21 protein-coding genes are annotated in these 19,362 nt (G+C 45.4%); 17 read left to right on the forward strand and 4 right to left on the reverse strand.

The window, feature by feature from the left end; translation table 11 throughout:
- Positions 1-26: 26 nt before the first annotated feature.
- Complete coding sequence (locus MMB75_RS09570; protein WP_045243911.1) at positions 27-611, reverse strand: helix-turn-helix transcriptional regulator; 585 nt, start codon at positions 609-611, stop codon at positions 27-29.
- A gap of 459 nt (positions 612-1,070) precedes the next feature.
- Between MMB75_RS09570 and MMB75_RS09575 the strand changes: the two genes are divergently transcribed.
- The 13 genes from MMB75_RS09575 (at position 1,071) to MMB75_RS09635 (ending at position 10,063) form a co-directional block, all read left to right on the forward strand.
- Complete coding sequence (locus tag MMB75_RS09575; RefSeq protein WP_031463237.1) at positions 1,071-1,382, forward strand: hypothetical protein; 312 nt, start codon at positions 1,071-1,073, stop codon at positions 1,380-1,382.
- Between the two features lie 964 nt (positions 1,383-2,346).
- Positions 2,347-3,483 carry a polysaccharide deacetylase family protein gene (locus MMB75_RS09580; RefSeq protein ID WP_031463238.1) on the forward strand — a complete coding sequence of 379 codons (1,137 nt, stop codon included), beginning with the start codon at positions 2,347-2,349 and terminating at the stop codon, positions 3,481-3,483.
- 330 nt (positions 3,484-3,813) lie between these two features.
- On the forward strand, positions 3,814-4,239 hold the full coding sequence (locus MMB75_RS09585; RefSeq protein ID WP_045243910.1) for a phage holin family protein: 426 nt from the start codon (positions 3,814-3,816) through the stop codon (positions 4,237-4,239).
- Positions 4,240-4,319: 80 nt separating this feature from the next.
- Positions 4,320-4,607 (forward strand): Dabb family protein, encoded by a 288-nt coding sequence (locus MMB75_RS09590; protein WP_017425864.1) that lies wholly within the window; start codon positions 4,320-4,322, stop codon positions 4,605-4,607.
- Positions 4,608-4,631: 24 nt separating this feature from the next.
- The gene (locus MMB75_RS09595; protein WP_016819696.1) at positions 4,632-5,072 is read left to right on the forward strand and encodes a DUF86 domain-containing protein; all 441 of its coding nucleotides are present in this window, start codon (positions 4,632-4,634) and stop codon (positions 5,070-5,072) included.
- Between the two features lie 8 nt (positions 5,073-5,080).
- Positions 5,081-5,728 (forward strand): helix-turn-helix transcriptional regulator, encoded by a 648-nt coding sequence (locus MMB75_RS09600; RefSeq protein WP_016819697.1) that lies wholly within the window; start codon positions 5,081-5,083, stop codon positions 5,726-5,728.
- A 97-nt stretch (positions 5,729-5,825) separates the two neighbouring features.
- The gene (locus MMB75_RS09605; protein ID WP_016819698.1) at positions 5,826-6,149 is read left to right on the forward strand and encodes a YtxH domain-containing protein; all 324 of its coding nucleotides are present in this window, start codon (positions 5,826-5,828) and stop codon (positions 6,147-6,149) included.
- Between the two features lie 210 nt (positions 6,150-6,359).
- Positions 6,360-7,169: a glutamate racemase gene (racE, locus tag MMB75_RS09610; RefSeq protein WP_016819699.1), complete on the forward strand. Its 810-nt coding sequence runs from the start codon at positions 6,360-6,362 to the stop codon at positions 7,167-7,169.
- Between the two features lie 119 nt (positions 7,170-7,288).
- On the forward strand, positions 7,289-8,542 hold the full coding sequence (locus tag MMB75_RS09615; protein WP_045243909.1) for a M14 family metallopeptidase: 1,254 nt from the start codon (positions 7,289-7,291) through the stop codon (positions 8,540-8,542).
- 136 nt (positions 8,543-8,678) lie between these two features.
- On the forward strand, positions 8,679-8,945 hold the full coding sequence (locus MMB75_RS09620; RefSeq protein WP_017425861.1) for a hypothetical protein: 267 nt from the start codon (positions 8,679-8,681) through the stop codon (positions 8,943-8,945).
- Positions 8,946-9,152: 207 nt separating this feature from the next.
- Positions 9,153-9,455 (forward strand): iron-sulfur cluster assembly accessory protein, encoded by a 303-nt coding sequence (locus tag MMB75_RS09625; RefSeq protein WP_013370462.1) that lies wholly within the window; start codon positions 9,153-9,155, stop codon positions 9,453-9,455.
- Positions 9,456-9,478: 23 nt separating this feature from the next.
- Positions 9,479-9,700, forward strand: a complete 222-nt coding sequence (locus MMB75_RS09630; RefSeq protein WP_013370463.1) for a YuzB family protein — start codon at positions 9,479-9,481, stop codon at positions 9,698-9,700.
- A gap of 93 nt (positions 9,701-9,793) precedes the next feature.
- Positions 9,794-10,063, forward strand: coding sequence for a hypothetical protein (locus MMB75_RS09635; protein ID WP_017425860.1), 270 nt, complete (start codon positions 9,794-9,796; stop codon positions 10,061-10,063).
- A 92-nt stretch (positions 10,064-10,155) separates the two neighbouring features.
- On the opposite strand, the gene MMB75_RS09640 is transcribed toward MMB75_RS09635, so the two are convergent.
- Positions 10,156-12,138, reverse strand: coding sequence for an LTA synthase family protein (locus MMB75_RS09640; RefSeq protein ID WP_045243908.1), 1,983 nt, complete (start codon positions 12,136-12,138; stop codon positions 10,156-10,158).
- A 186-nt stretch (positions 12,139-12,324) separates the two neighbouring features.
- A complete protein-coding gene (locus MMB75_RS09645) occupies positions 12,325-13,485 on the reverse strand; it encodes a THUMP domain-containing class I SAM-dependent RNA methyltransferase (protein WP_013370466.1) in 1,161 nt (386 codons plus the stop codon).
- A gap of 156 nt (positions 13,486-13,641) precedes the next feature.
- On the opposite strand from MMB75_RS09645, the gene MMB75_RS09650 reads away from it, so the two are divergent.
- Positions 13,642-14,286: an O-methyltransferase gene (locus MMB75_RS09650; protein ID WP_016819706.1), complete on the forward strand. Its 645-nt coding sequence runs from the start codon at positions 13,642-13,644 to the stop codon at positions 14,284-14,286.
- Positions 14,287-14,391: 105 nt separating this feature from the next.
- Here MMB75_RS09650 and MMB75_RS09655 read toward each other — a convergent pair whose 3' ends face one another.
- On the reverse strand, positions 14,392-15,612 hold the full coding sequence (locus tag MMB75_RS09655; protein ID WP_016819707.1) for an MFS transporter: 1,221 nt from the start codon (positions 15,610-15,612) through the stop codon (positions 14,392-14,394).
- A 231-nt stretch (positions 15,613-15,843) separates the two neighbouring features.
- Here MMB75_RS09655 and hemE point away from each other — a divergent pair, with 231 nt between their 5' ends.
- The 3 genes from hemE to hemG are packed head-to-tail and all read left to right on the forward strand — an operon-like array spanning position 15,844 to position 19,317.
- Complete coding sequence (gene hemE / locus MMB75_RS09660; protein WP_025364552.1) at positions 15,844-16,890, forward strand: uroporphyrinogen decarboxylase; 1,047 nt, start codon at positions 15,844-15,846, stop codon at positions 16,888-16,890.
- Between the two features lie 32 nt (positions 16,891-16,922).
- The gene (hemH, locus tag MMB75_RS09665) at positions 16,923-17,864 is read left to right on the forward strand and encodes a ferrochelatase (RefSeq protein WP_045243907.1); all 942 of its coding nucleotides are present in this window, start codon (positions 16,923-16,925) and stop codon (positions 17,862-17,864) included.
- A gap of 7 nt (positions 17,865-17,871) precedes the next feature.
- On the forward strand, positions 17,872-19,317 hold the full coding sequence (hemG, locus tag MMB75_RS09670; protein ID WP_045243906.1) for a protoporphyrinogen oxidase: 1,446 nt from the start codon (positions 17,872-17,874) through the stop codon (positions 19,315-19,317).
- The last annotated feature ends 45 nt before the right edge of the window (positions 19,318-19,362 follow it).

Below are 19,362 nucleotides of genomic sequence, written 5' to 3' on the forward strand. Positions count from 1 at the left end.
CAATCGTTTCGTTTTAAAGGACATTGTTACTTTTTCAGCATGGCATCAGCAAACAAAATGGATTTTGGAATACGGAAAAACTGTTCCGCCTGATCCTGGAAGGTTTGCGAAGGAACGGTACCCTGATGCAACCATTTCCGAAATGTACCCGGGTGAACGCCAATCCAATGACTGACATCAGTCACCGAAATATCATGTACCATGCACAAACCCGCCAAAATCCGGTTTTTAACTGGAGAACGAGTTACAGTCCGTTTCATGAAACGGGACGGTGATGGTTGACAAATGAGCGGTGAACGCCGGACAACCTCTTCATTAAATAGAATATGGTGCGGATAACCAAGTGTACTACACGTCTTTTCCAGATTAGTGTTGCCGGGAATGCGACCTTCATATACCCACGCGCTGACGCTGCGAGAGGAGATGGAAAGCTCCTCGGCAAGTTGGGACAGTTTAATGTCATTAGCCATCAAAACGGCAAGCAAAACGCGATTGCGTACTTGACAGCGTGTTGGTTTGCGAAAACGTTTGACACGCACGCCTTTTCCCAAATATTTGCGATTGATCAGAGACCACGCCTGAATGGAATGTTTGTCTTGTTGTTTAGGCATATACCCTCCGATTTTTTTAAACACATACTACTATACCCGAAGGGGGCTTTGCAAGTGACTCTTCTCCTGATTTTCTTTTAATCCCATGGGCTTAACCGGTTTATGGAAAATAAGGTCCATTTGGCCTATAAAAATGGAAGTTTAAGGTGTCGATATATTAAAATGTGACATTTTTTATGGAAATGGAGGTAATATGTTCTTCTCTTATGATTGTAAGGTTGTACAGAGAGAAAAGTGGTTTTTTACAGCCCAACATGCAATTTTTTTGACGAGAAAAAGGGAGGTTATACAGCTAGATGATTTGTAAAAAGGTATATGTGTCTGCCTGAGTTGATGGTTCTTATCAGGCTTATGGAAAATTTGAGAACGGTGTAATTGAGTGACTTGGAATGATCAACACGACTACAAGACCGACCTTAGGGAATTAAATGCTGCTTATTAAGTTTAAAGAGGAGTCTTATGGGATGGAAACATATTATTCTAGAGGCAAATTGTTTCTATGAAGATAATGAAGAGAATCAAGATTCAAAATGTTGTAAGGGAAATATAGGTGTTCATTGTTTAACTTACAACCAAGATGGTCACCAAATTTGTCCCAATCTGGTTTTTGGTAAAAGTAGGACATCTGTTATTGCAATCGATAAAGATGGTAATGCTGTAGACTCTTCTACGTTCTGGACGGACGAAAAATTAAGCCCTGAAGAATGGGTGAGAAGAGAAGAAGAATGGCTAGATGAGAAGAGAAGGCTAATGAATATGAATGGTAAGTAACAGCATTTAAAAAAGTTTGGGCAAGAGAAAGACTTTGAAAATATACCATTCTCAAGGTCTTTACTTTTACCCCCACCAAATGTCCAATGAATCGGGCGGTATACTACGAAAGATCCGCATGAAGATCCTCTTATATGCCTCTACCACATGTAAGAGGTTGATAATTATATCTCTTTATCACATCACTAACCTCTAACATTTGGGTTCATAACACTAACTGTGTGCAAGCATGGATTATAAGAGATACCTGTATTGGTCTTCAGAATACATTCGGTAAAGAAGCTGCTAATTAATTCTCAAATGTAATGAAAAAATGGATCTGCTGACTCTATATTTATTGAACAAGAAGGCTTTATCATTAAAAAAGATGAAAGGGTTTTTGAAAATGATGGAAGGACTATTAACACTCAATTTTCCAATTCAAATGAACTACTTGCTAAGTACCATATTAAACTGATAAGCTGGGACTCTACCCCACCAATCAAGGGAAATTTTCCTGAAACCAAATAACGAGTAATTTAAAACAAAATTATAAAGCACTTGAAATTCCTTATGGTGATTTCAGGTGCTTTTTTGCGTCCCCGTATAATTCTATAAATCTAGTAACATAACTATGACATTTGAGGTTTATAGCTTCTACACAGGAGGAGGCATACAATCCATTCCACTTTTATTCTTCTAAATACGGTCGATTTATTCACAACTTTGTAACTTATTTGGTAAGATGGATTGCGAGATTGTTTTCAAATTGTTTTACTATATTTACCTACTATAGTCTGGTAATCTATTAATATGTATAGGGGGCCAAAAGACGTCCGGTTCAGTCGGTTGAGATGCGTTTATGTTCTATATGTTGAGTGAATGTCTATATTGCCATGTCTATATCGTCATGTCTGTATAACTTCATAGACAAGCTAGAGATAGCTCCCGCACATTATAAAATACAGCACAGGATGGTGTAATGATGAAGCTTTTAAAAGTAAAATGGATGGCTGTATGCTTGATGGCAATCTGTTGTTTGGGGTTGCTGGGTATACATACGAATACAGTGAGTGCACAAGCGAAGGCTCCTTTACTTGGGGTCAATGATGTGTTGCTAGATTCGAATACAATTAAGCCCGTAATGGAAAATGATAAGTTGTATGTTCCTATCGTGACACTGGGGCAAAAAATGGGCATTTCTACTTCGGCCAATGGAAATACATTGGTGCTGACTGGGCATAATCGCAGCTTTACGCTGGATTTGAACAAGGGTGATGTGTTTGAGCGTGGAGGACGTACGATGCTGCCAATCCGCACTTTGACCGATGCGTTTGGCTTCACTATTACGATTCCTACGAGTAATGTGTATCGAATTCAGAATGCAAACGCTAGTTTGTCTGATGCTCAGTTCTTGAATACATTTGCGGCAGAAATTAAACAGTATGCAGCTGTTAAGCCAGGCAAAACTAGCAATACAGGCAGCACGGGAAATGCCAAGCCTTCCAGCCGTACAATCTATTTGAGCTTTGATGATGGTCCAACGGCGCATACGTCGCAGCTGCTGGATATTCTGGACAAATATAATGCCAAGGCTACGTTCTTCATGCTGGGACCTGAAATTCGCCAACATAGCGCAGTGATGAAGAGAATGGTAGACGCAGGGCATGGCTTGGGCCTGCATGGGATGACGCATCAGGTGAAAAAGATCTATGCATCCCCGGCAGCAGCACTGGCAGAGATGAATCAGGATAATGAGATTTTATTTAAGGCCACAGGAAAACGCACTTCTTTGATTCGTACACCTTATGGCAGCAAACCGTATTTGAAGAAAGCATACCGTGATCAACTGACGGGTGCAGGTTATCATATTTGGGACTGGAATATAGATTCCAATGATTGGCGTTATACTAAAAATCCGCAGCATTTTGTACAGACGGTCCTCAGTGATATTAAGAGACTGAAAAAGCAAGGTAGAACACCAGTCGTTCTTATGCATGATAAGCCATCTACGATCAAGGTGCTTCCACAAATCATGGCGGCCTTGCAGAAAGAAGGATATTCGTTCGAGCCGTTGAATGATAACCTGACTCCGCTTAATTTTTGGAATGATCACCGTTAATTGAATAAATTTGAAAGGAAAGCAGGCTGCCCTACTTCAATTTTTTGAGAGGGGTAGCCTGTTTTTTATATAACGATAAGCAGAAACCAAGCGTTATGGATAAAGTAGATGCACAATTGTTATATTCCCTCAAAAAATAAGTAAGGCACCTTTATCGCTCCTTTATAGGGGCTTTGAAGGTGCTTTTATTGTATTTGCTCGGAAATGGTGAATTTCACAGCTTGTTTTATATGAATCTATGAATTGATATCTATGCACAGGTCATATGACTTTACGGGTGACGACGTCGCTGCATATATTACAATAACCGCCCCGAGAGGAGGAGCAGGTATGAATATTAATCCGAGTATGTTTAGTATGATTTGTGCCACCGCAGGAGCCATTATTACGTTTGCCTTTGGCGGCTGGAATCAGCTTATGGTGCTATTCACGTTTGCCATGGCTGTTGATTATGTAACTGGAGTCGCTGCTGCCGTGAAGACTGGACAAGGGTTAAGCAGTAAAGCTGGCTTTTGGGGGTTGGCGAGAAAGGCTTTAATGCTCATGGTGATTTCTTTGGCGCATCATATGGATCTTCTGATGGGTACGGAAATCATGAAGGGGGCGGCAACGTATTTTTATTTATCCAACGAATTGATCTCGATTACGGAAAACTGTTCACGAATGGGTCTGCCGCTACCACCGAAGCTTAAGAATTTTTTTGCCCTACTAAAGGACAAGGAGTCTGATGGTAAAAATGGTGGAAAAGATCGCTAAGATTACAAAGTTTCTTTCCGTATGTGGGGCGTTATGATAAAATTTTCAAGAGAACATTTTTAAGATAAGGAGCCTATCGCATGATTAAACATATTGTTTTGTTCAAATTGAAAGACCGCTCCCCTGAAAGCATTGAACATACGGCATCTATTTTGCGCAGCATGACTGGCAAGATCAAGGAGCTGCTGTCACTTGAAGTAGGTACGGATGTGATTCGTTCGGAACGTTCTTATGATATTTCCCTTACCGCTGTGGTAGAAACACTGGAAGACTTGCAAACGTATCAGGTACACCCTGTTCATCAGGAAATTATTGTACACATGAATGAAGTGAAGGATGTATCTATCGCAGTTGATTATGAAATCTAAAGCGGTTACTGGAGGTGCAGAACTTTGTATTATGTCAACCGGGAACAAATTGAGCTTCGACTAGGGGCTGTTCCCGACATTGTCGACGGCCTTCGCCAGACATCCGCCGCCTGGAAAGGCGATCTGTTGCAGGGGCTAGTGCAGGAGCGGTGTCTTCATCTGGCCATTGAGACGGTAACGGACGTAGGGAGCTATATCATCGACGGTTTTATTATGCGTGACGCCAGTAGCTATGAGGACATTATCGGTATCATTCATGAGGAAGGTGTATTGGATGATACCGTATTTCATTCACTATTAGAGCTGGTAGCCTTGCGCAAACCCTTAGTACAGGAGTATTTTTATTGGGACCGGACAAGCCTTCACCCACTCACACCTAAGCTGCCTGGGTTGCTGGAGCTTTTTGTATCTAGCGTGCACGATTATTTAAATAAGGAATTGGGTCCTCAGCCCGAGGGAGTGTAAAGGCAAAAGTGACGGATAAGTATATCGTACCCGAAATGCCCACTAGGCGCATGATTTTAACACTATTGAAAACCCAGGGACCTGTGGGCGTCGGAAGCTTGGCAGCTCAATTGGGCATTACCGAAATGGGGGTGCGCAGGCATCTCAAATTGATGGAGCAGGATGGTCTGATTGTGGCTACGATCCTGAGACAGGCGATGGGACGTCCGACGTTTTTGTACAGCCTGAGCGATCAGGGAAGCGAGCAGTTTCCTCGTAATTATGATCATCTGTTACTGGAACTGTTAGAGGAGCTGGATGAAGAGCAGGGAATGGAAGCTGTTCACTCGTTGTTTGATGGTAGAAAACGTAAAATGATGAAGCGCTACGCCCCTCACATCGAGAGTGAGTCTACACTAGCTTCACGTGTAGAAAAGCTTTCGGGCATTCAGAACGCTTCAGGTTATATGGCAGAGTGGCGTGAGGAAGAGGATGGAAGTTACTCTATTATGGAGTACAATTGTCCGATCTCTCAGATTGCCAATCGTTACCGCAAGGCTTGTGAGTGCGAACAGCAAATGTTTGAGGAGCTGCTTGATGCCGAGGTTGTCCGGGAGGATTGTTTGGCGGATGGAGGCCGTTGCTGCTTGTATCGTATCCGCTCCAAAAATAAGTAGAAATTTTTCTGGCTTGTTCTCTGTATCATGACAGGCTCTCCATGCTTATAATGCATTAACAGATGGGCATTCGCCCGGGCACAAGGGAGAGATGAATATGAAGGAGAACTACAAAAGCTTTATCCGTGGCGCGTTGGCAGGCAGCATTGCTGGTTCGGTTGCTGCGTTGTTATTTGCTCCTAAGTCAGGTCGCGAGCTGCGTCAGGATATTACAGACCAGGCACGTCACGTGAGTGACAAGGGGCAGGAGCTTGCAGGGAAAATATCAGACACCTCCATGGAGTATACTGACAAAATTAAGGAAACAGCCTCAGCCGTCATTCACGAAATAGGTCAATGGCGTAAAAAGAGTAATATTGTTCCAGAGGTTAGCATTTCATCCGTGCCTGATCAAGAGAATAAGGAAGAGGATGCTTTGTAACTGTCCGTATGTCGTAGGTGAAACAACTGACTATAACTTGAGTTTGTGGCTTCTCCCGTTGGGATGAAGCCTTTTTGTTGATCGCTTTCTCGTTTTAGGGTAATCTTTGGGGGTACCTTTTACGCCAATACGACATAAAGTATGTAGCAACGGATAGATTTCTGAGATGAAACAACTCATATTTAAACAAAAAAAGGAAGCGGTGTGTACGTGCAGCAAGCGATTGCAATATTGGATTCCGGTGTAGGAGGTCTGACGGTTGTTAAAGAAGTCATGCGTCAGCTTCCGCGGGAAAAAATCATTTATTTTGGAGACACTGCGCGCACCCCGTATGGTCCCCGACCATCGGAAGAGGTTAAAAAATTTACAGAGCAAATGGTTGATTTTCTGATTCAGTTTAATCCGAAAGTCATTATTATTGCTTGTAACACAGCAACGGCTGCGGCATTGGAGTATATAAGCCAAAAGGTATCCATTCCGGTGATCGGAGTTATCCACCCTGGGGCTCGTGCTGCGATCAGCGCGACCGCTACCGGGTATGTCGGGGTGATTGGAACTGTCGGTACGATTCGAAGCGGAGCATATACAGCTGCGCTCAAGCAGTTGTCTCCCTATGTAGACGTGGTGAGCCACGCTTGCCCTGCGCTTGTGCCTTTGGTGGAACAAGGGTTGTTCCGCTCCAAAACGACATCGCAGGTTGTGGAGGAATCATTGAGACCTATTCAAACGTATCCGATTGATTGTCTGATTCTTGGTTGTACGCATTATCCTTTTTTGAAGGAAACGATTCAGGAAGTCATGGGTCCTGCGGTGAAGCTCATTAGCTCGGCAGATGAAACAGCGCGAGAGACAAGTACCATTTTGTATAACAAGGGCAAATTGGAGGCCGGGGACGAAACGCCAGTGCATCAGCTTTTTTGTTCCGGCGATCCAGAGTTGTTCCAGCGCATTGCCGCACAGTGGCTTGGGGAGCAGATTCGGCAAACGCCTGTTGTCTGGCAAGTCACTCATCTGGATTAACGAGACAACCAACTTTTTTGTCATTGGACAAAAGAAGTTGGTTGTTTTGCTTTTCGCTACATCAAGACACGCAGCGTCTGCATAACATGCAGTAAGGCAGATGGAAGGGGCGTAGTAAGATGAGGGAATATATCGTTCAAAAAGGAGATACATTGCACCGGGTCGCCTCGGCTTTTAAACTATCGGCGGATACTTTGATCGCAGATAATCCGTGGGCCGCCACGCAACCCTATCTGATTTGTGGTCAATTGCTATATATTCGTCCGTCTACGGATCGTAAATACGTTATTCAGCCTGGGGAGAATGCAAGACAGATTGCCAAACAGTTCGGTGTAGAGCTTGATGAGCTGCGGCTCGCTAATTCGGGACTTGCGGAGCATAATTTCGTGGAAGGAAAGATAATTATCATTCCTGAAGACCATCGGGATCAGATTGTACGGTTACGTGGAGAGTATAGCTATGAAGATTTAATGGAAGACCTGAAGGCATTGGTCCACAGATTTCCGTTTATTGAAGTTGGCAGCATTGGCATCAGTGTCATGGGGAAGGATATCCCTTATATACGGATTGGGCAGGGAACGAGGAAAATTCATGCCAACGCTTCTGTACATGCTAACGAATGGTTGACGACACCTTGTTTGCTGCGTTTTATAGAACAATATGCACGAGGGATTGATGGGGCTGAAGGACGGGATGCTGAGCAACTTCACGATGAATGGGGGAAACAGACAGGAAATCCATGGGTGTATGGAGGCTCTCCGCAGGATTTAATGGAGCATACATCCTTGTGGGTGGTACCAATGGTCAATCCAGATGGAGTGGAGCTGGTGCAACAGGGTGTACTCCCAACTCATCCGCTGTATCATGAACTCAGAAAATGGAATGAAGGACGTGCTGATTTTCGTGGCTGGAAGGCCAATATTCGCGGTGTTGACCTCAACGATCAGTTTCCGGCGTATTGGGAGGAGGAGGTGCGCAGACGCGGTAAAACAGGTCCGTCTCGACGAGACTATGCAGGACCTGCACCTTTGTCTGAGCCAGAGTCCAAGGCCCTTGCCGATCTAACGGAGCGCGAACAGTTCGACATGGTATTATCCATACACAGCCAGGGACAGGAAATCTATTGGAATTATCGGGATCTAGAGCCTAAGGAGAGCCGAGATTGGGCATTGCAGCTGGCTGCCGCAACAGGGTATCGGGCGGTAAAGCTGGGGGGAAGCGATGCAGGGTATAAGGATTGGTTTATACAACGGTTTGGTAAACCGGGATTTACCGTTGAAGTTGGTCTGGGCGTAAATCCGCTGCCTATGCGTGACTATGAGGATATTGCAGCAGAAGTTGGCATGTTAATGGCGACGGTGCTGTCATGGTAACAGATCGGACCTGCTGAAACGTATTGCATCATTTACGCGTATTAGGAGGAGCACGTTTTTTACACGTGTTCCTCTTTACTTGTCCCTTCCATAGGGTATATATACTTAGGAGCATTGGAAATGGAGTGAACAACCTATGAAGTGGAAAAAACTACTATCTCTCCGTCAGTGGTCACATGTATTTCGTCGTATTCCCCGATTGATTACCTCTTCGAGGATTCCTTTGGGTGAAAAATTACTTTTTGCGGTGCCTGTATTGCTCTATTGGATACTGCCTGATGTCATGCCTTTTATGCCCATCGATGACATTGGTGTGACGTTATTGCTTATGAATTGGTTCGTCACCCGTGCTGAACGAAAATATCCTGATGTGATTGAAAAACAGCACGTACGTGTTCGATAGATGTAAACTTATGATTTTCGTGATTGCGATTTTTTGCGATTTTCTTTACAATAGGAATATTGCCTTGTGCTATGCTGCACAACTTCTTTTCATCAAGGAGAGGGGCTAATTTTTGGAATTGTTGATTTTATCCGCTAGGTTGTGTGGTGTGGATATATTTCCATCGAACCACATTTCATTTAATGAATATGAAGGAGATGAAGTTTAATGAACTGCAAAATTACTCGTAATGCAGCTAAAGTATTGAAGCTTGAATTGGATAAGGAAGAGAACCAAGGGAAGAGCCTACGCGTTGTTATTACTCATGCTCATGGAGATCATGCTCATTACGGGCTAGATTTGGACACGCCTAAGGAAACAGATACTGTTGTATCTACAGATAAAGGTATTGATGTAATTTTGGAAAGCGGTCAGCCGTTGCTGGATGGTGTGAAAATTGATTACTTGTACTTCCCCGAAGAAGGATTTGTTATTACTAACCCTTCCCAAGGTAATCACGGCGACCACTAAGCCGGAGCTCGGAGGGATGACAGATGGCCAATGATATTCGTGTATGTGATGAGTGCAATCATATCCGCTTAAAAACGATCTTGCCTAAGTTGAAAAAGATGGCACCCGATGCGGAGATCAAAATCGGTTGCAAGTCGTATTGCGGTCCTTGTGGAAAACGGGCGTTTGTGTATGTGAACGGACGTTATGTGAGTGCGGCCACAGAGGATGAAGTATTAGAGAAGGCTGCACGCTTTATAAAATAGTTCGAGTGCGCATCGTTGGCACCTTTTGAATAGTTCCCCTCCTTCTGATCCATGCTAATGAATGTAGACCATGCCCAGAAGGAGGAGTGACTCATGGCCCAATATGATTCCAATCTCGACAATCACAGTGTCGAAGCTCAAACACAAAACTCGGTGGACAAGCTCCATAATGCCGTGTCTCAGGCATTGTCACATCCGGCTGAACAGCTGATTGAGCAAGCGGAGCAATCTCGCACTCATGCGGAGCAAGCTATACAGCAGGCAAAGGATAGCCTTGGTGACGATGCAGTAGAAGTTGCTGAGGAAATGCTTGGTGAAGAGGTACAACGTCTTGATCAGGCTAAAAAAACGTTGCGTTCCTGAGTATTTGTTAATGGTAACAAGCGCAGTCCAATGACTGTCAATACAAAAATCCCGATCCACAGCCCTAACAAGCTGATGGATCGGGATTTTTGTTATTTCTTGGCTTCAGTCTCCCATTCGCGAATAAGATCATATGTGATGACCTGATCGGATATGTTCAATCGATTGAGAGCCTCAGTATAGCCCGGCCCGCAGGCATTCACATCTGTAGGTTGACCTGTACTCAGATTGTAACAGGTTCCCTTGGAGAATGTACCATCCTCAGATGGAATGTAATACACTCGTCCATCCGTGAAAGCACCAGTACGCAGCACAACCATACGAGGCTTTCCGCTAAACAAATCATTACCCATAAAATGATATGGTTTTGTAGAAATCCCAAGTAGATGCATTACAGAAGGCGTTAGATCTAGCTGTCCTGCCGGTTCTGTATACGTGCCCGCCTGACTTCCGTCAGGAAGATGCACAAGTAATGGCACCTGATTCATGATTTTCTGCATGTCCAGATCTGTAAGTGGCTTGCCTAAAAACTTTTCATATAGTGCTTTGTCATTAATGGAATTGTCGTGATCCCCGTAGAACATCAGGATCGTATTATCCCACAATCCGTCTTTCTTCATCTGATCTACCAATTCACCCAAAGCCTCATCCACATAATGGACGGATTTCAGATAGTCTCCGAACATCGTACCTTCAAATTCACCAACATCCAAATCTACAGCGTCAGGTGACAGGTTGTACGGATGATGGCTGGAAATACCGACCATATAGGCGTAGAACGGCTGCTTCACTTCGGTTGTGAGATCGTTGAGCGTTTGTCTAAAAAAGGATTTGTCTCCCAGGGACCAGCCGAGGGGCTCATCTATTTTAAAATCCTTTTTACTGTAGAACTTGTCATAGTTCATCGCCTTATACATTGTGTAACGGTTCCAGAAGCTGCTGTCGTACACGTGAAACGCATTAGGACTATAACCTGTATCCTTCAAGATGGAAGGCAACGTATCGAATTTATGGTCCGCATAACGGATAAATACAGAACCCGTAGGGAGCGGATGCAGCGAAGCGTGGGTAGAGAAGTCTGCGTCCGATGTACGACCCTGTGCAGTTTGATGGAAATAATTATTGAAATACATACTTTCTTTCGTCAGTTTGTCAAAGTTAGGCGTAATTGCTTGACCGTTGATCTGTTTGCCGATAAAAAAGTTCATGAACGCTTCAGCTTGGATGACCATCACATTTTTGCCCTTATACTTGCCGTAGAGGTCATTTTTTACCTGAAGTAATTTCTGGTGTTGATTGAACCATTCTTTATCTTTATCGGATTCCACCTGAGCCAATGTAGGCTGTGGCCCAAGATGGTCCTGACCGTAGCGGTAGATATCATATCCATGAAATCCGATCAATCCGGTTACGTTGTACAAGGCCATTGACCACCAGTTGCCGACAAATATGCCGGTTGCCCAAGTAGAGGTATATATTTTGATCGGTCCAAATGTCAAAACATAGCCAATCAGGAAAGCCAATGCCCCCTTGGAGAAGCGAAACAGAAATTTTTTTGTGAAAGAGCTTCGTGATGCTTCCAAGTAATGATCATTCGTTGTAAACCGACGCCGTAACGAAGCCACGAATATGACATACGGAATGAATAAAATCCAGTCTGCAAAAAAGAAAATATCCCACCAGTACATAAGGGATGCGATGCTTCCACCCAGAGAATCAACTTGTCCAGCTTGAAGCAAAACGGGAATCGTAATGAAATCCTGGAAATACCGATAATAAACCATGTCGGAATAAATGAGCGCGGTGAGCAATATATCGAGCACCACAAGAGCAATCAAACGTCCGCGACGTGGCAGCCACAAGGTCCAGAAGCTTACAAGCAACAGCGACCCAATAGCAATGACATAATCCAGCGGATTCATGTCGATATTTTGGGCATGCAGGTTATAGTGAATCAGTACAAGCTTGCCAATCATAAGTACAAAAAACAGAACTAAACCGAAATATTGAGACAGCAGCAGTCTGCTGAACATGTTACCAGTGCGTCTTGCACTGGTCGTGCGAATAACCAACACTTTACCCCCTCCGGCAGAAATGTTCGGCTAGTATAAACTACACATTAACGTAATGTTAAAACCGAAATGCCTTTAATTATTATAGCGCTCATCCTGCGCATTTCAATGATTAAGTAAAGAAACACGGCACAAATGAGGCCAGGACAACGAACAAAGGGTTCGTTTCCTGGCCTATATCTCGAACATTTAGGACTGCAACGGCGAAGTATCTTTGCGGCGCGGAGGCAGAGGACCCAGATACTGATAGTATTGGCATTCAATTCGGCCGTTAAACAGCTTACGGCGCTTGTCGGCTTTGCGGCCCCAATAATGCTCAAATTGCTTGGTGGAGCTGATGGCAAAGAAGGACCAAGTCTTCATTTCGGCTGCCGTGCGTGCAAGTGTACGGATCAGCTTTTCCACCTCGGCTTGCTCGCTCAGTCTTTCGCCGTAAGGTGGATTTGTAATCATCACACCATACTGGCCCTCAAGCCTAACCTTGCTGGCAGGCAGTACCTTTAGTGAGATGTCTTTAGCAAAGCCTGCTGCTTTTACAGCTGCTTCAGCAACTTGTATAGCGCTAGGGTCGATATCGCTACCTGCAATCTCAAAAGGAATGTCATCACGAGTCAGATCCATCGCCTCGTCGCGAGCCTGATTCCATAATTCTCTGCCAATGACAGGCCAGTCTTCCGAGTTAAAGGTACGTCTCAGGCCTGGAGCAATGTTCCAGGCTTGCATAGCAGCTTCGACCAATAAAGTACCGGAACCGCAGCATGGGTCATAGAAGGGTCGATCCGGGCTCCAGCGACTAAGCTGAATAAGAGCGGAAGCCATTGTTTCTTTGAGAGGCGCCTCTGTAACAAGCTTGCGGTAGCCTCGTTTGTGCAGTCCTGGACCAGTTGTGTCCAGCGTTATCAGCGCACGGTCATTCAATAGGATGACCTCAATGACGTAACGAGGACCATCTTCAGCAAACCAGTCTGTATGGTAGGTTTCCTTGAGTTTCTCTACGATCGCCTTCTTGACGATTCCTTGACTGGCTGGTACGCTACTAAGCTGTGATTTGTGTGAACGTCCCTCTACAGGAAATTCACCATCTACAGGAATCCAATCCTGCCAAGGCAATGCTTTGGTACCCTCGAACAGCTCGTCGAAGGTAGTAGCAGCAAATTCGCCCATTTTAATAAGAACGCGGTCAGATGTGCGAAGCCACAGGTTGCATCGGCATATATCCTTATAATCTCCGGAAAAAACGACGCGGCCATTCTCGACGGTCAGATCCGTGTACCCCAGTTCTCTGAGTTCTCGGGCCACAACGGCTTCCAGTCCCATCGGCGCAGTTGCAATTAGTTGCAGTTGAGTCATTAAACGTATTCACTCCGTCTCATAATCATGTAAGCTTGGTTCAATCCCTATAGTATAGGTCATTGTACTCGAAGAGACAAATCGTTAAGGCAAATAATTTACGAAGGACACCGCGTCCAACCTGCGTTATGATAAAGCAAGAAGGAGAGATGAAACGTGGAAATCACACCTAATATGACACCTGAACAATATGTAGACCAGCTGGTACAGGAAGATGAAGCGCTGCGCAACATTAGGGAGGCTATTGTTAAAGAAGGGATGCCGGAGGTATCGGTTGCTCATCCCTATGGAAAGTTGTTGACCTTTCTCATTGAAGTCTCTGGTGCACAGCAGGTACTGGAGATCGGAGCATTAGGAGGATACAGTGGATTATGCCTAGCCCGTGGGCTGGGAGAGAAAGGTCGCATCGTGTCTCTGGAGCTAAAAGAGGCGTATGCAGCGCTGGCTCATCAACATCTGAAAAACAATGGCTACGGTGATCGTGTCGAGTATCGTATTGGACCCGCAGTGGACAGCCTGAAGAAGCTTCAGGAAGAAGGAAAGACTTTTGATTTTTTCTTCATTGATGCGGATAAGGAAAATTACCCAGTGTATCTAGAGTATGCGATTGCACTGGCCAATCCAGGCGCTATAATTGCCGGAGATAACTGTTTTCTTCGGGGACGGACACTGAACACAGACAAGAACGGACCTGCCGTGCAGGCCGTGAGACGTTTTAACGAAACGATAGCGACGGATACACGGCTAGTCAGTACGCTTTTGCCAGCTTATGATGGATTGGCATTGGCACGAGTGAAGTAACGGGCGTCCCTAAGTGAAGCTATACCAAAAGAACCTCCTTATCCACAGTAACGTGGAGCGGAGGTTCTTGTCTGTTAAGGCAGGCTGTCCTACCTGAAGGTTGTCTTACCTGAAATGAGGCGTAGCCTTACGATCAAAAAGCTTCATACGTACCCAGATGATATTGACGATCAGCAGCACACCAGACATAATGAACAGTCCTTCGATGCCGATAAATCCGGAAAGCACTCCGCCAATGACCGCACCCAGCATATTCCCGAGCGCCAGCGAACTGGTATTGAATCCGAAAGAGCGGCTTTCCATTCCTTCCGGTGTATAGGTGCGAATCAGCGCATTTACGCTTGGTAGCAGACCGCCCATAAATACACCCATGAAAAAACGGATAATGACAAGCTGCCATACTTCATTGACAAAAGCTTGCGGAATGAGCATAACTGCCGTTCCAAGCAGTGCGATTGTCAAGATCTTGTGTGCTCCTATTTTGTCACTTAATCGTCCAAGGAGCGGTGCGGCTACCATATTGGATACGCCTGTAATAGCGGTAACGAATCCGGCAACCAGTGCAATTCCTTCTGCCGAGCCATATAGCTTTTGCACATACAAAGGTAGCAGAGAAACGGTACTGATCATAGCAAACTGGAGTAAGAACGTTACGGTGAACAAAGCCGGAAGCTGGGGCGTATGGCTTAGCTCCTTTAATCCGGCAAGAACCGAAATTTGTGGAATTCGTGCGGCTTCCGCTTTGCTGAAATTTTCTTTAACCAAAAACATTGCCATTAGAGAGGCTAGGAAAATAAGAGCTCCTGTAATGTAAAAGATCGGTCTGAATCCCACCCAGTCAGCCAAAAATCCACCTAGCAAAGGGCCGAGAATCGTGCCAGCCATTTGACCGGATTGCATAATTCCCATAGCAAATCCGGTTCGCTCTTTGGGAGTGGTACCCGACACTAGGGAAATAGAAGCCGGGTTGAAACCCGAAATTGTACCGTTTAGCAGGCGAAGCGCCAGCAGTTGCCATGGGTGGGTGACCAAACCCATACACCCGATGACCAGAGCCATACCAAAGCCTGAGCGAAGCAGCATGACTTTACGTCCATATCGGTCGGCCAGCTTGCCCCATAATGGCTGAAATATAAACGAGGTCAAAAAGTTAGCTGCAAAAATAACTCCTGCCCACAGTCCTATATCGTGCTCGCCCTTCACATGGAGGTCTTGAGCCAAATACAGGGCAAGGAACGGAGTAATCATTGTAATTCCCGCATTGACCAGAAACTGACCGAACCAAAGCACAATGAGATTGATTTTCCACGTCTCCCACGTTTTCAATGTGCTTTCACTTCCTTTCTGCCATTCTCATCCTGTTGTAAAGGTACTTATTCATGTATAACTTACCCGGAGCTTTAAAAAAGCCATTTCTCTAGTATAGCACACTTCATTGAAACTTTATCCAAATGTCATGGGTTTGTCATGGTTTGTTTGAGAGCGGCGGTTGTTACGACTCTTGAAAAAGGGCATAATAAAATATAGTATTTATGATTCGAACTGGAGGCTGAAGTCATGACCTACAATGATACTTTTATCCGCGCTTGCCGCAAGCAAGCTGTGGATCATATTCCCGTATGGTACATGCGGCAGGCCGGAAGGTATGACCCTGAGTATCGCAAAATTAAGGAAAAATATACGCTGCTTGAAATTTGTCGCCAGCCCGAGTTGGCCGCAGAAGTGACGTTGATGCCCGTCCGCAAGCTTGGGGTGGACGCTGCAATTTTATATTCTGATATTATGAATCCGGTAGCCTCGCTAGGGGTTGATTTTGATATTGTCAAAAATATTGGCCCGGTTATTGATAATCCGATCCGGTCAGCTGCAGACGTAGACAACTTGCGTCCGATTGATGTAGAACGCGATTTGGGTCATATTTTGGAAACCATCCGTATTTTAGACCGTGAGTTGAACGTGCCATTGATCACGTTTGCTGGAGCGCCTTTTACTATTGCAAGCTATTTAATAGAAGGAAGACCGTCCAAGGGATATATTCGCACCAAAGCGATGATGTATGGAGAGCCTGAACTGTGGCATCGTTTGATGGATAAGCTAGGGGATATGGTTATTACATACGTGCGGGCCCATATCGCTAACGGCGGTAAGGCTTTTCAATTGTTTGATAGCTGGGTAGGTGCACTCTCGCCTTATGATTTTCAAACTTTTGTGTTGCCGACCATTGTACGTATTTTCCATGAGTTATCTGATCTGAATGTGCCTAAAATTTATTTTCCAGGCGTAAGCTCCGGTGAATTGCTTCCGCATTTGAGCGGGGTAAAAGCCGATGTGATTGGACTGGACTGGCGGGTAAGTATACCTGAAGGCCGTCGCCGCTTGGGTAACAATTTTGGAGTACAGGGGAATTTGGACCCTTATGTACTTACTGCGCCGATGAATGTGATCAAGCAGTATGCAAAAACCATTGTAGATGAAGGCATTCTGGAGCCGGGCTACATTTTTAATCTTGGTCACGGCTTATTTCCTGAAGCCTCGCTAGATAAGCTAAGAGAGCTTACCGATTATGTACATGAGTATTCTCGCTCTGTTTTGTCAAAGAACTAAATACAACTAGAAAAGATAAGAGGGATCTGCCAATGAAAACCAAAGTGGGTGTACTGGTCATGTCCTACGGGACGCCGGAGAGTCTGGACCAGGTTGAAGCGTATTATACACATATTCGCCGTGGTCATGCTCCCTCACCGGAGCAGTTAAAAGAATTAAAAGATCGCTACGAAGCCATTGTGGGCGGCGTGTTTCCGTTGCGTCAGAACACAGATCGACAGGTTCACAACCTGCAGGAAACCTTAAATCAGGAAAATCGCAACCCGGACATAGAATTTGTCTGTTATCAGGGGCTCAAACACGCCAAGCCGTTTATTGAGGACGGTGTCGAAGCGATGGTGCAAGATGGCATTCGTACGGCGGTGGGTGTCGTGCTGGCTCCGCATTATTCCGTTATGAGTGTAGGCTCTTACATCAAGCGTGCACAGGCTAAGGCACAGGAACTGGATCTGGCCATATCGTTTGTGGAGAGCTATTATCTTCATCCAAAGCTAATCAAGACGCTGACTGAGCGTGTGAATGCGAAACTGGCGCTTTTTGAAGAAGCGGGAGCCAAGCGGGACGAAGTTCGTGTTCTGTTCAGTGCGCACAGCTTGCCTGAGCGGATTTTGGCTATGGGTGATCCTTATGCGGAGCAATTAATGGCTACTTCGCAGGCTGTCGCGGATAAGGCGGGAATTACCAACTGGCAGTTTACGTGGCAAAGTGCCGGCCGTACAGCAGAACCATGGCTGGGACCAGATATTTTGGATACCATGCACAGTCTGAAGGAAGAGCAAGTGGAGTATGTGCTGGCTGCGCCAGTCGGCTTTGTTTCTGATCACTTAGAGGTGTTATACGACCTGGATATTGAAGCACAGGCTTTGGCAAAGGAACTGGATATGCGTTTTCAGCGTATTGATTCACTCAACAGTGACCCACTGTATATGGAGACGCTTAGTGATGTCATCATAGACCAATGGAAAAAGGGATGAGGACATAATGGAGCAAAAGGTACGTAATATTGTAATTGTAGGCGGAGGCTTGACCGGGCTTAGCACTGCTTTTTATACACGGAAAATGTACAAAGAAGCTGGCTACACACCTCGAATTACGCTGGTGGAGAAAGCTTCCGTGCTGGGCGGAAAAATTGAAACATTGCATAAAGATGGTTTTGTCATTGAAAAGGGGCCAGATTCCTTTTTGGCCCGGAAAACGGCTATGATAGATCTGGCAAAAGAGTTGGAGCTGGATCATGAGCTTGTAAGCACGAACCCTGAGGCTAAAAAGACATATATTTTGCATGAAGGTCGGCTTCATCCGATGCCTCCTGGGCTGGTGCTGGGCATTCCAACAGAGCTGAAACCCTTTTTACGCAGCGGCTTGATCTCTTTAGGTGGAAAAATGCGGGCTATGATGGATTTTGTCATTCCGCCTCGTCGTGAACCGGGAGATGAGGCGCTGGGTGATTTTATTGAACGCCGACTGGGCAAAGAAGTGCTGGAGAATGTAACCGAGCCACTGCTGGCGGGAATCTATGCTGCCAACATGAAGACGCTAAGTCTGCAGGCTACTTTTCCACAGTTTGCTGAGGTGGAGCAGCAATATGGAAGCCTCATTCACGGAATGATGACAGGTCGAAAACCTGCTGAAACGCATACAGGTACCAAGAAAAGCGCTTTTTTGACCTTCCGTCAAGGCTTGCAAAGTTTGGTGCATGCATTGCTGAATGATTTGTATGACTGTGATTTACGCACCGGAATTGCTGTTACCGAATTCACAAAGACGACTGAAAATGAAGGAAGTTCCTATCGCGTTATGTTGGACAATGGAGAGACGCTGGAGACAGACGATATTTTTGTAACGACTCCTAACTTCGCTGCTGCGCCGCTACTGCGAGATCATGTAAATGTGACTGCACTGGAAGCTGTAAAATATGTATCCGTAGCGAACGTAGTCATGGCCTTTGATAAAACAGATATTGAAAACGTCTTTGACGGCTCCGGTTTCCTGGTTCCTCGCAAGGAAGGACGTAGCGTGACTGCATGTACGTGGACGTCCGCCAAATGGCTACATACCAGCCCGGACGATAAGGTACTGTTGCGTTGTTATGTAGGGCGAGCAGGTGCTGAAGAAACAGTAGAATTACCGGATAATGAGCTGATTGCGGTGGTCCGCAAGGATTTGAAAGAGATGATGGGAGTTACAGCAACTCCGCTATTCACAGAAATTACGCGACTTCGTCATTCCATGCCGCAATATCCGGTGGGGCACCCACAGGCTATAGCTGATCTGCGGGAAGAGCTGCGCAGTGCGATGCCAGGTGTGTACGTTTTGGGCGCTGGCTATGATGCGATCGGTTTGCCGGACTGTATCCGTCAGGCCAAGGAATGGGCTTCCCATGCTGTTCAAGCGGCACAGCAGGAAGCCGCTAAGGTACAGGTATAAATGTTCGATAATGAACCCTTCGCGATCCAGGCGAGGGGTTCTATT

Source organism: Paenibacillus sp. P2(2022), assembly GCF_029522175.1.
GTDB lineage: Bacteria > Bacillota > Bacilli > Paenibacillales > Paenibacillaceae > Paenibacillus > Paenibacillus polymyxa.

Bases quoted from the DNA above. Each gene is read 5' to 3' on its own strand.
- MMB75_RS09570 (WP_045243911.1), bottom strand. From the start codon at position 611: ATGCCTAAACAACAAGACAAACATTCCATTCAGGCGTGGTCTCTGATC.
- MMB75_RS09575 (WP_031463237.1), top strand. From the start codon at position 1,071: ATGGGATGGAAACATATTATTCTAGAGGCAAATTGTTTCTATGAAGAT.
- MMB75_RS09580 (WP_031463238.1), top strand. From the start codon at position 2,347: ATGAAGCTTTTAAAAGTAAAATGGATGGCTGTATGCTTGATGGCAATC.
- MMB75_RS09585 (WP_045243910.1), top strand. From the start codon at position 3,814: ATGAATATTAATCCGAGTATGTTTAGTATGATTTGTGCCACCGCAGGA.
- MMB75_RS09590 (WP_017425864.1), top strand. From the start codon at position 4,320: ATGATTAAACATATTGTTTTGTTCAAATTGAAAGACCGCTCCCCTGAA.
- MMB75_RS09605 (WP_016819698.1), top strand. From the start codon at position 5,826: ATGAAGGAGAACTACAAAAGCTTTATCCGTGGCGCGTTGGCAGGCAGC.
- MMB75_RS09615 (WP_045243909.1), top strand. From the start codon at position 7,289: ATGAGGGAATATATCGTTCAAAAAGGAGATACATTGCACCGGGTCGCC.
- MMB75_RS09620 (WP_017425861.1), top strand. From the start codon at position 8,679: ATGAAGTGGAAAAAACTACTATCTCTCCGTCAGTGGTCACATGTATTT.
- MMB75_RS09625 (WP_013370462.1), top strand. From the start codon at position 9,153: ATGAACTGCAAAATTACTCGTAATGCAGCTAAAGTATTGAAGCTTGAA.
- MMB75_RS09630 (WP_013370463.1), top strand. From the start codon at position 9,479: ATGGCCAATGATATTCGTGTATGTGATGAGTGCAATCATATCCGCTTA.
- MMB75_RS09635 (WP_017425860.1), top strand. From the start codon at position 9,794: ATGGCCCAATATGATTCCAATCTCGACAATCACAGTGTCGAAGCTCAA.
- MMB75_RS09645 (WP_013370466.1), bottom strand. From the start codon at position 13,485: ATGACTCAACTGCAACTAATTGCAACTGCGCCGATGGGACTGGAAGCC.
- hemE (WP_025364552.1), top strand. From the start codon at position 15,844: ATGACCTACAATGATACTTTTATCCGCGCTTGCCGCAAGCAAGCTGTG.
- hemH (WP_045243907.1), top strand. From the start codon at position 16,923: ATGAAAACCAAAGTGGGTGTACTGGTCATGTCCTACGGGACGCCGGAG.
- hemG (WP_045243906.1), top strand. From the start codon at position 17,872: ATGGAGCAAAAGGTACGTAATATTGTAATTGTAGGCGGAGGCTTGACC.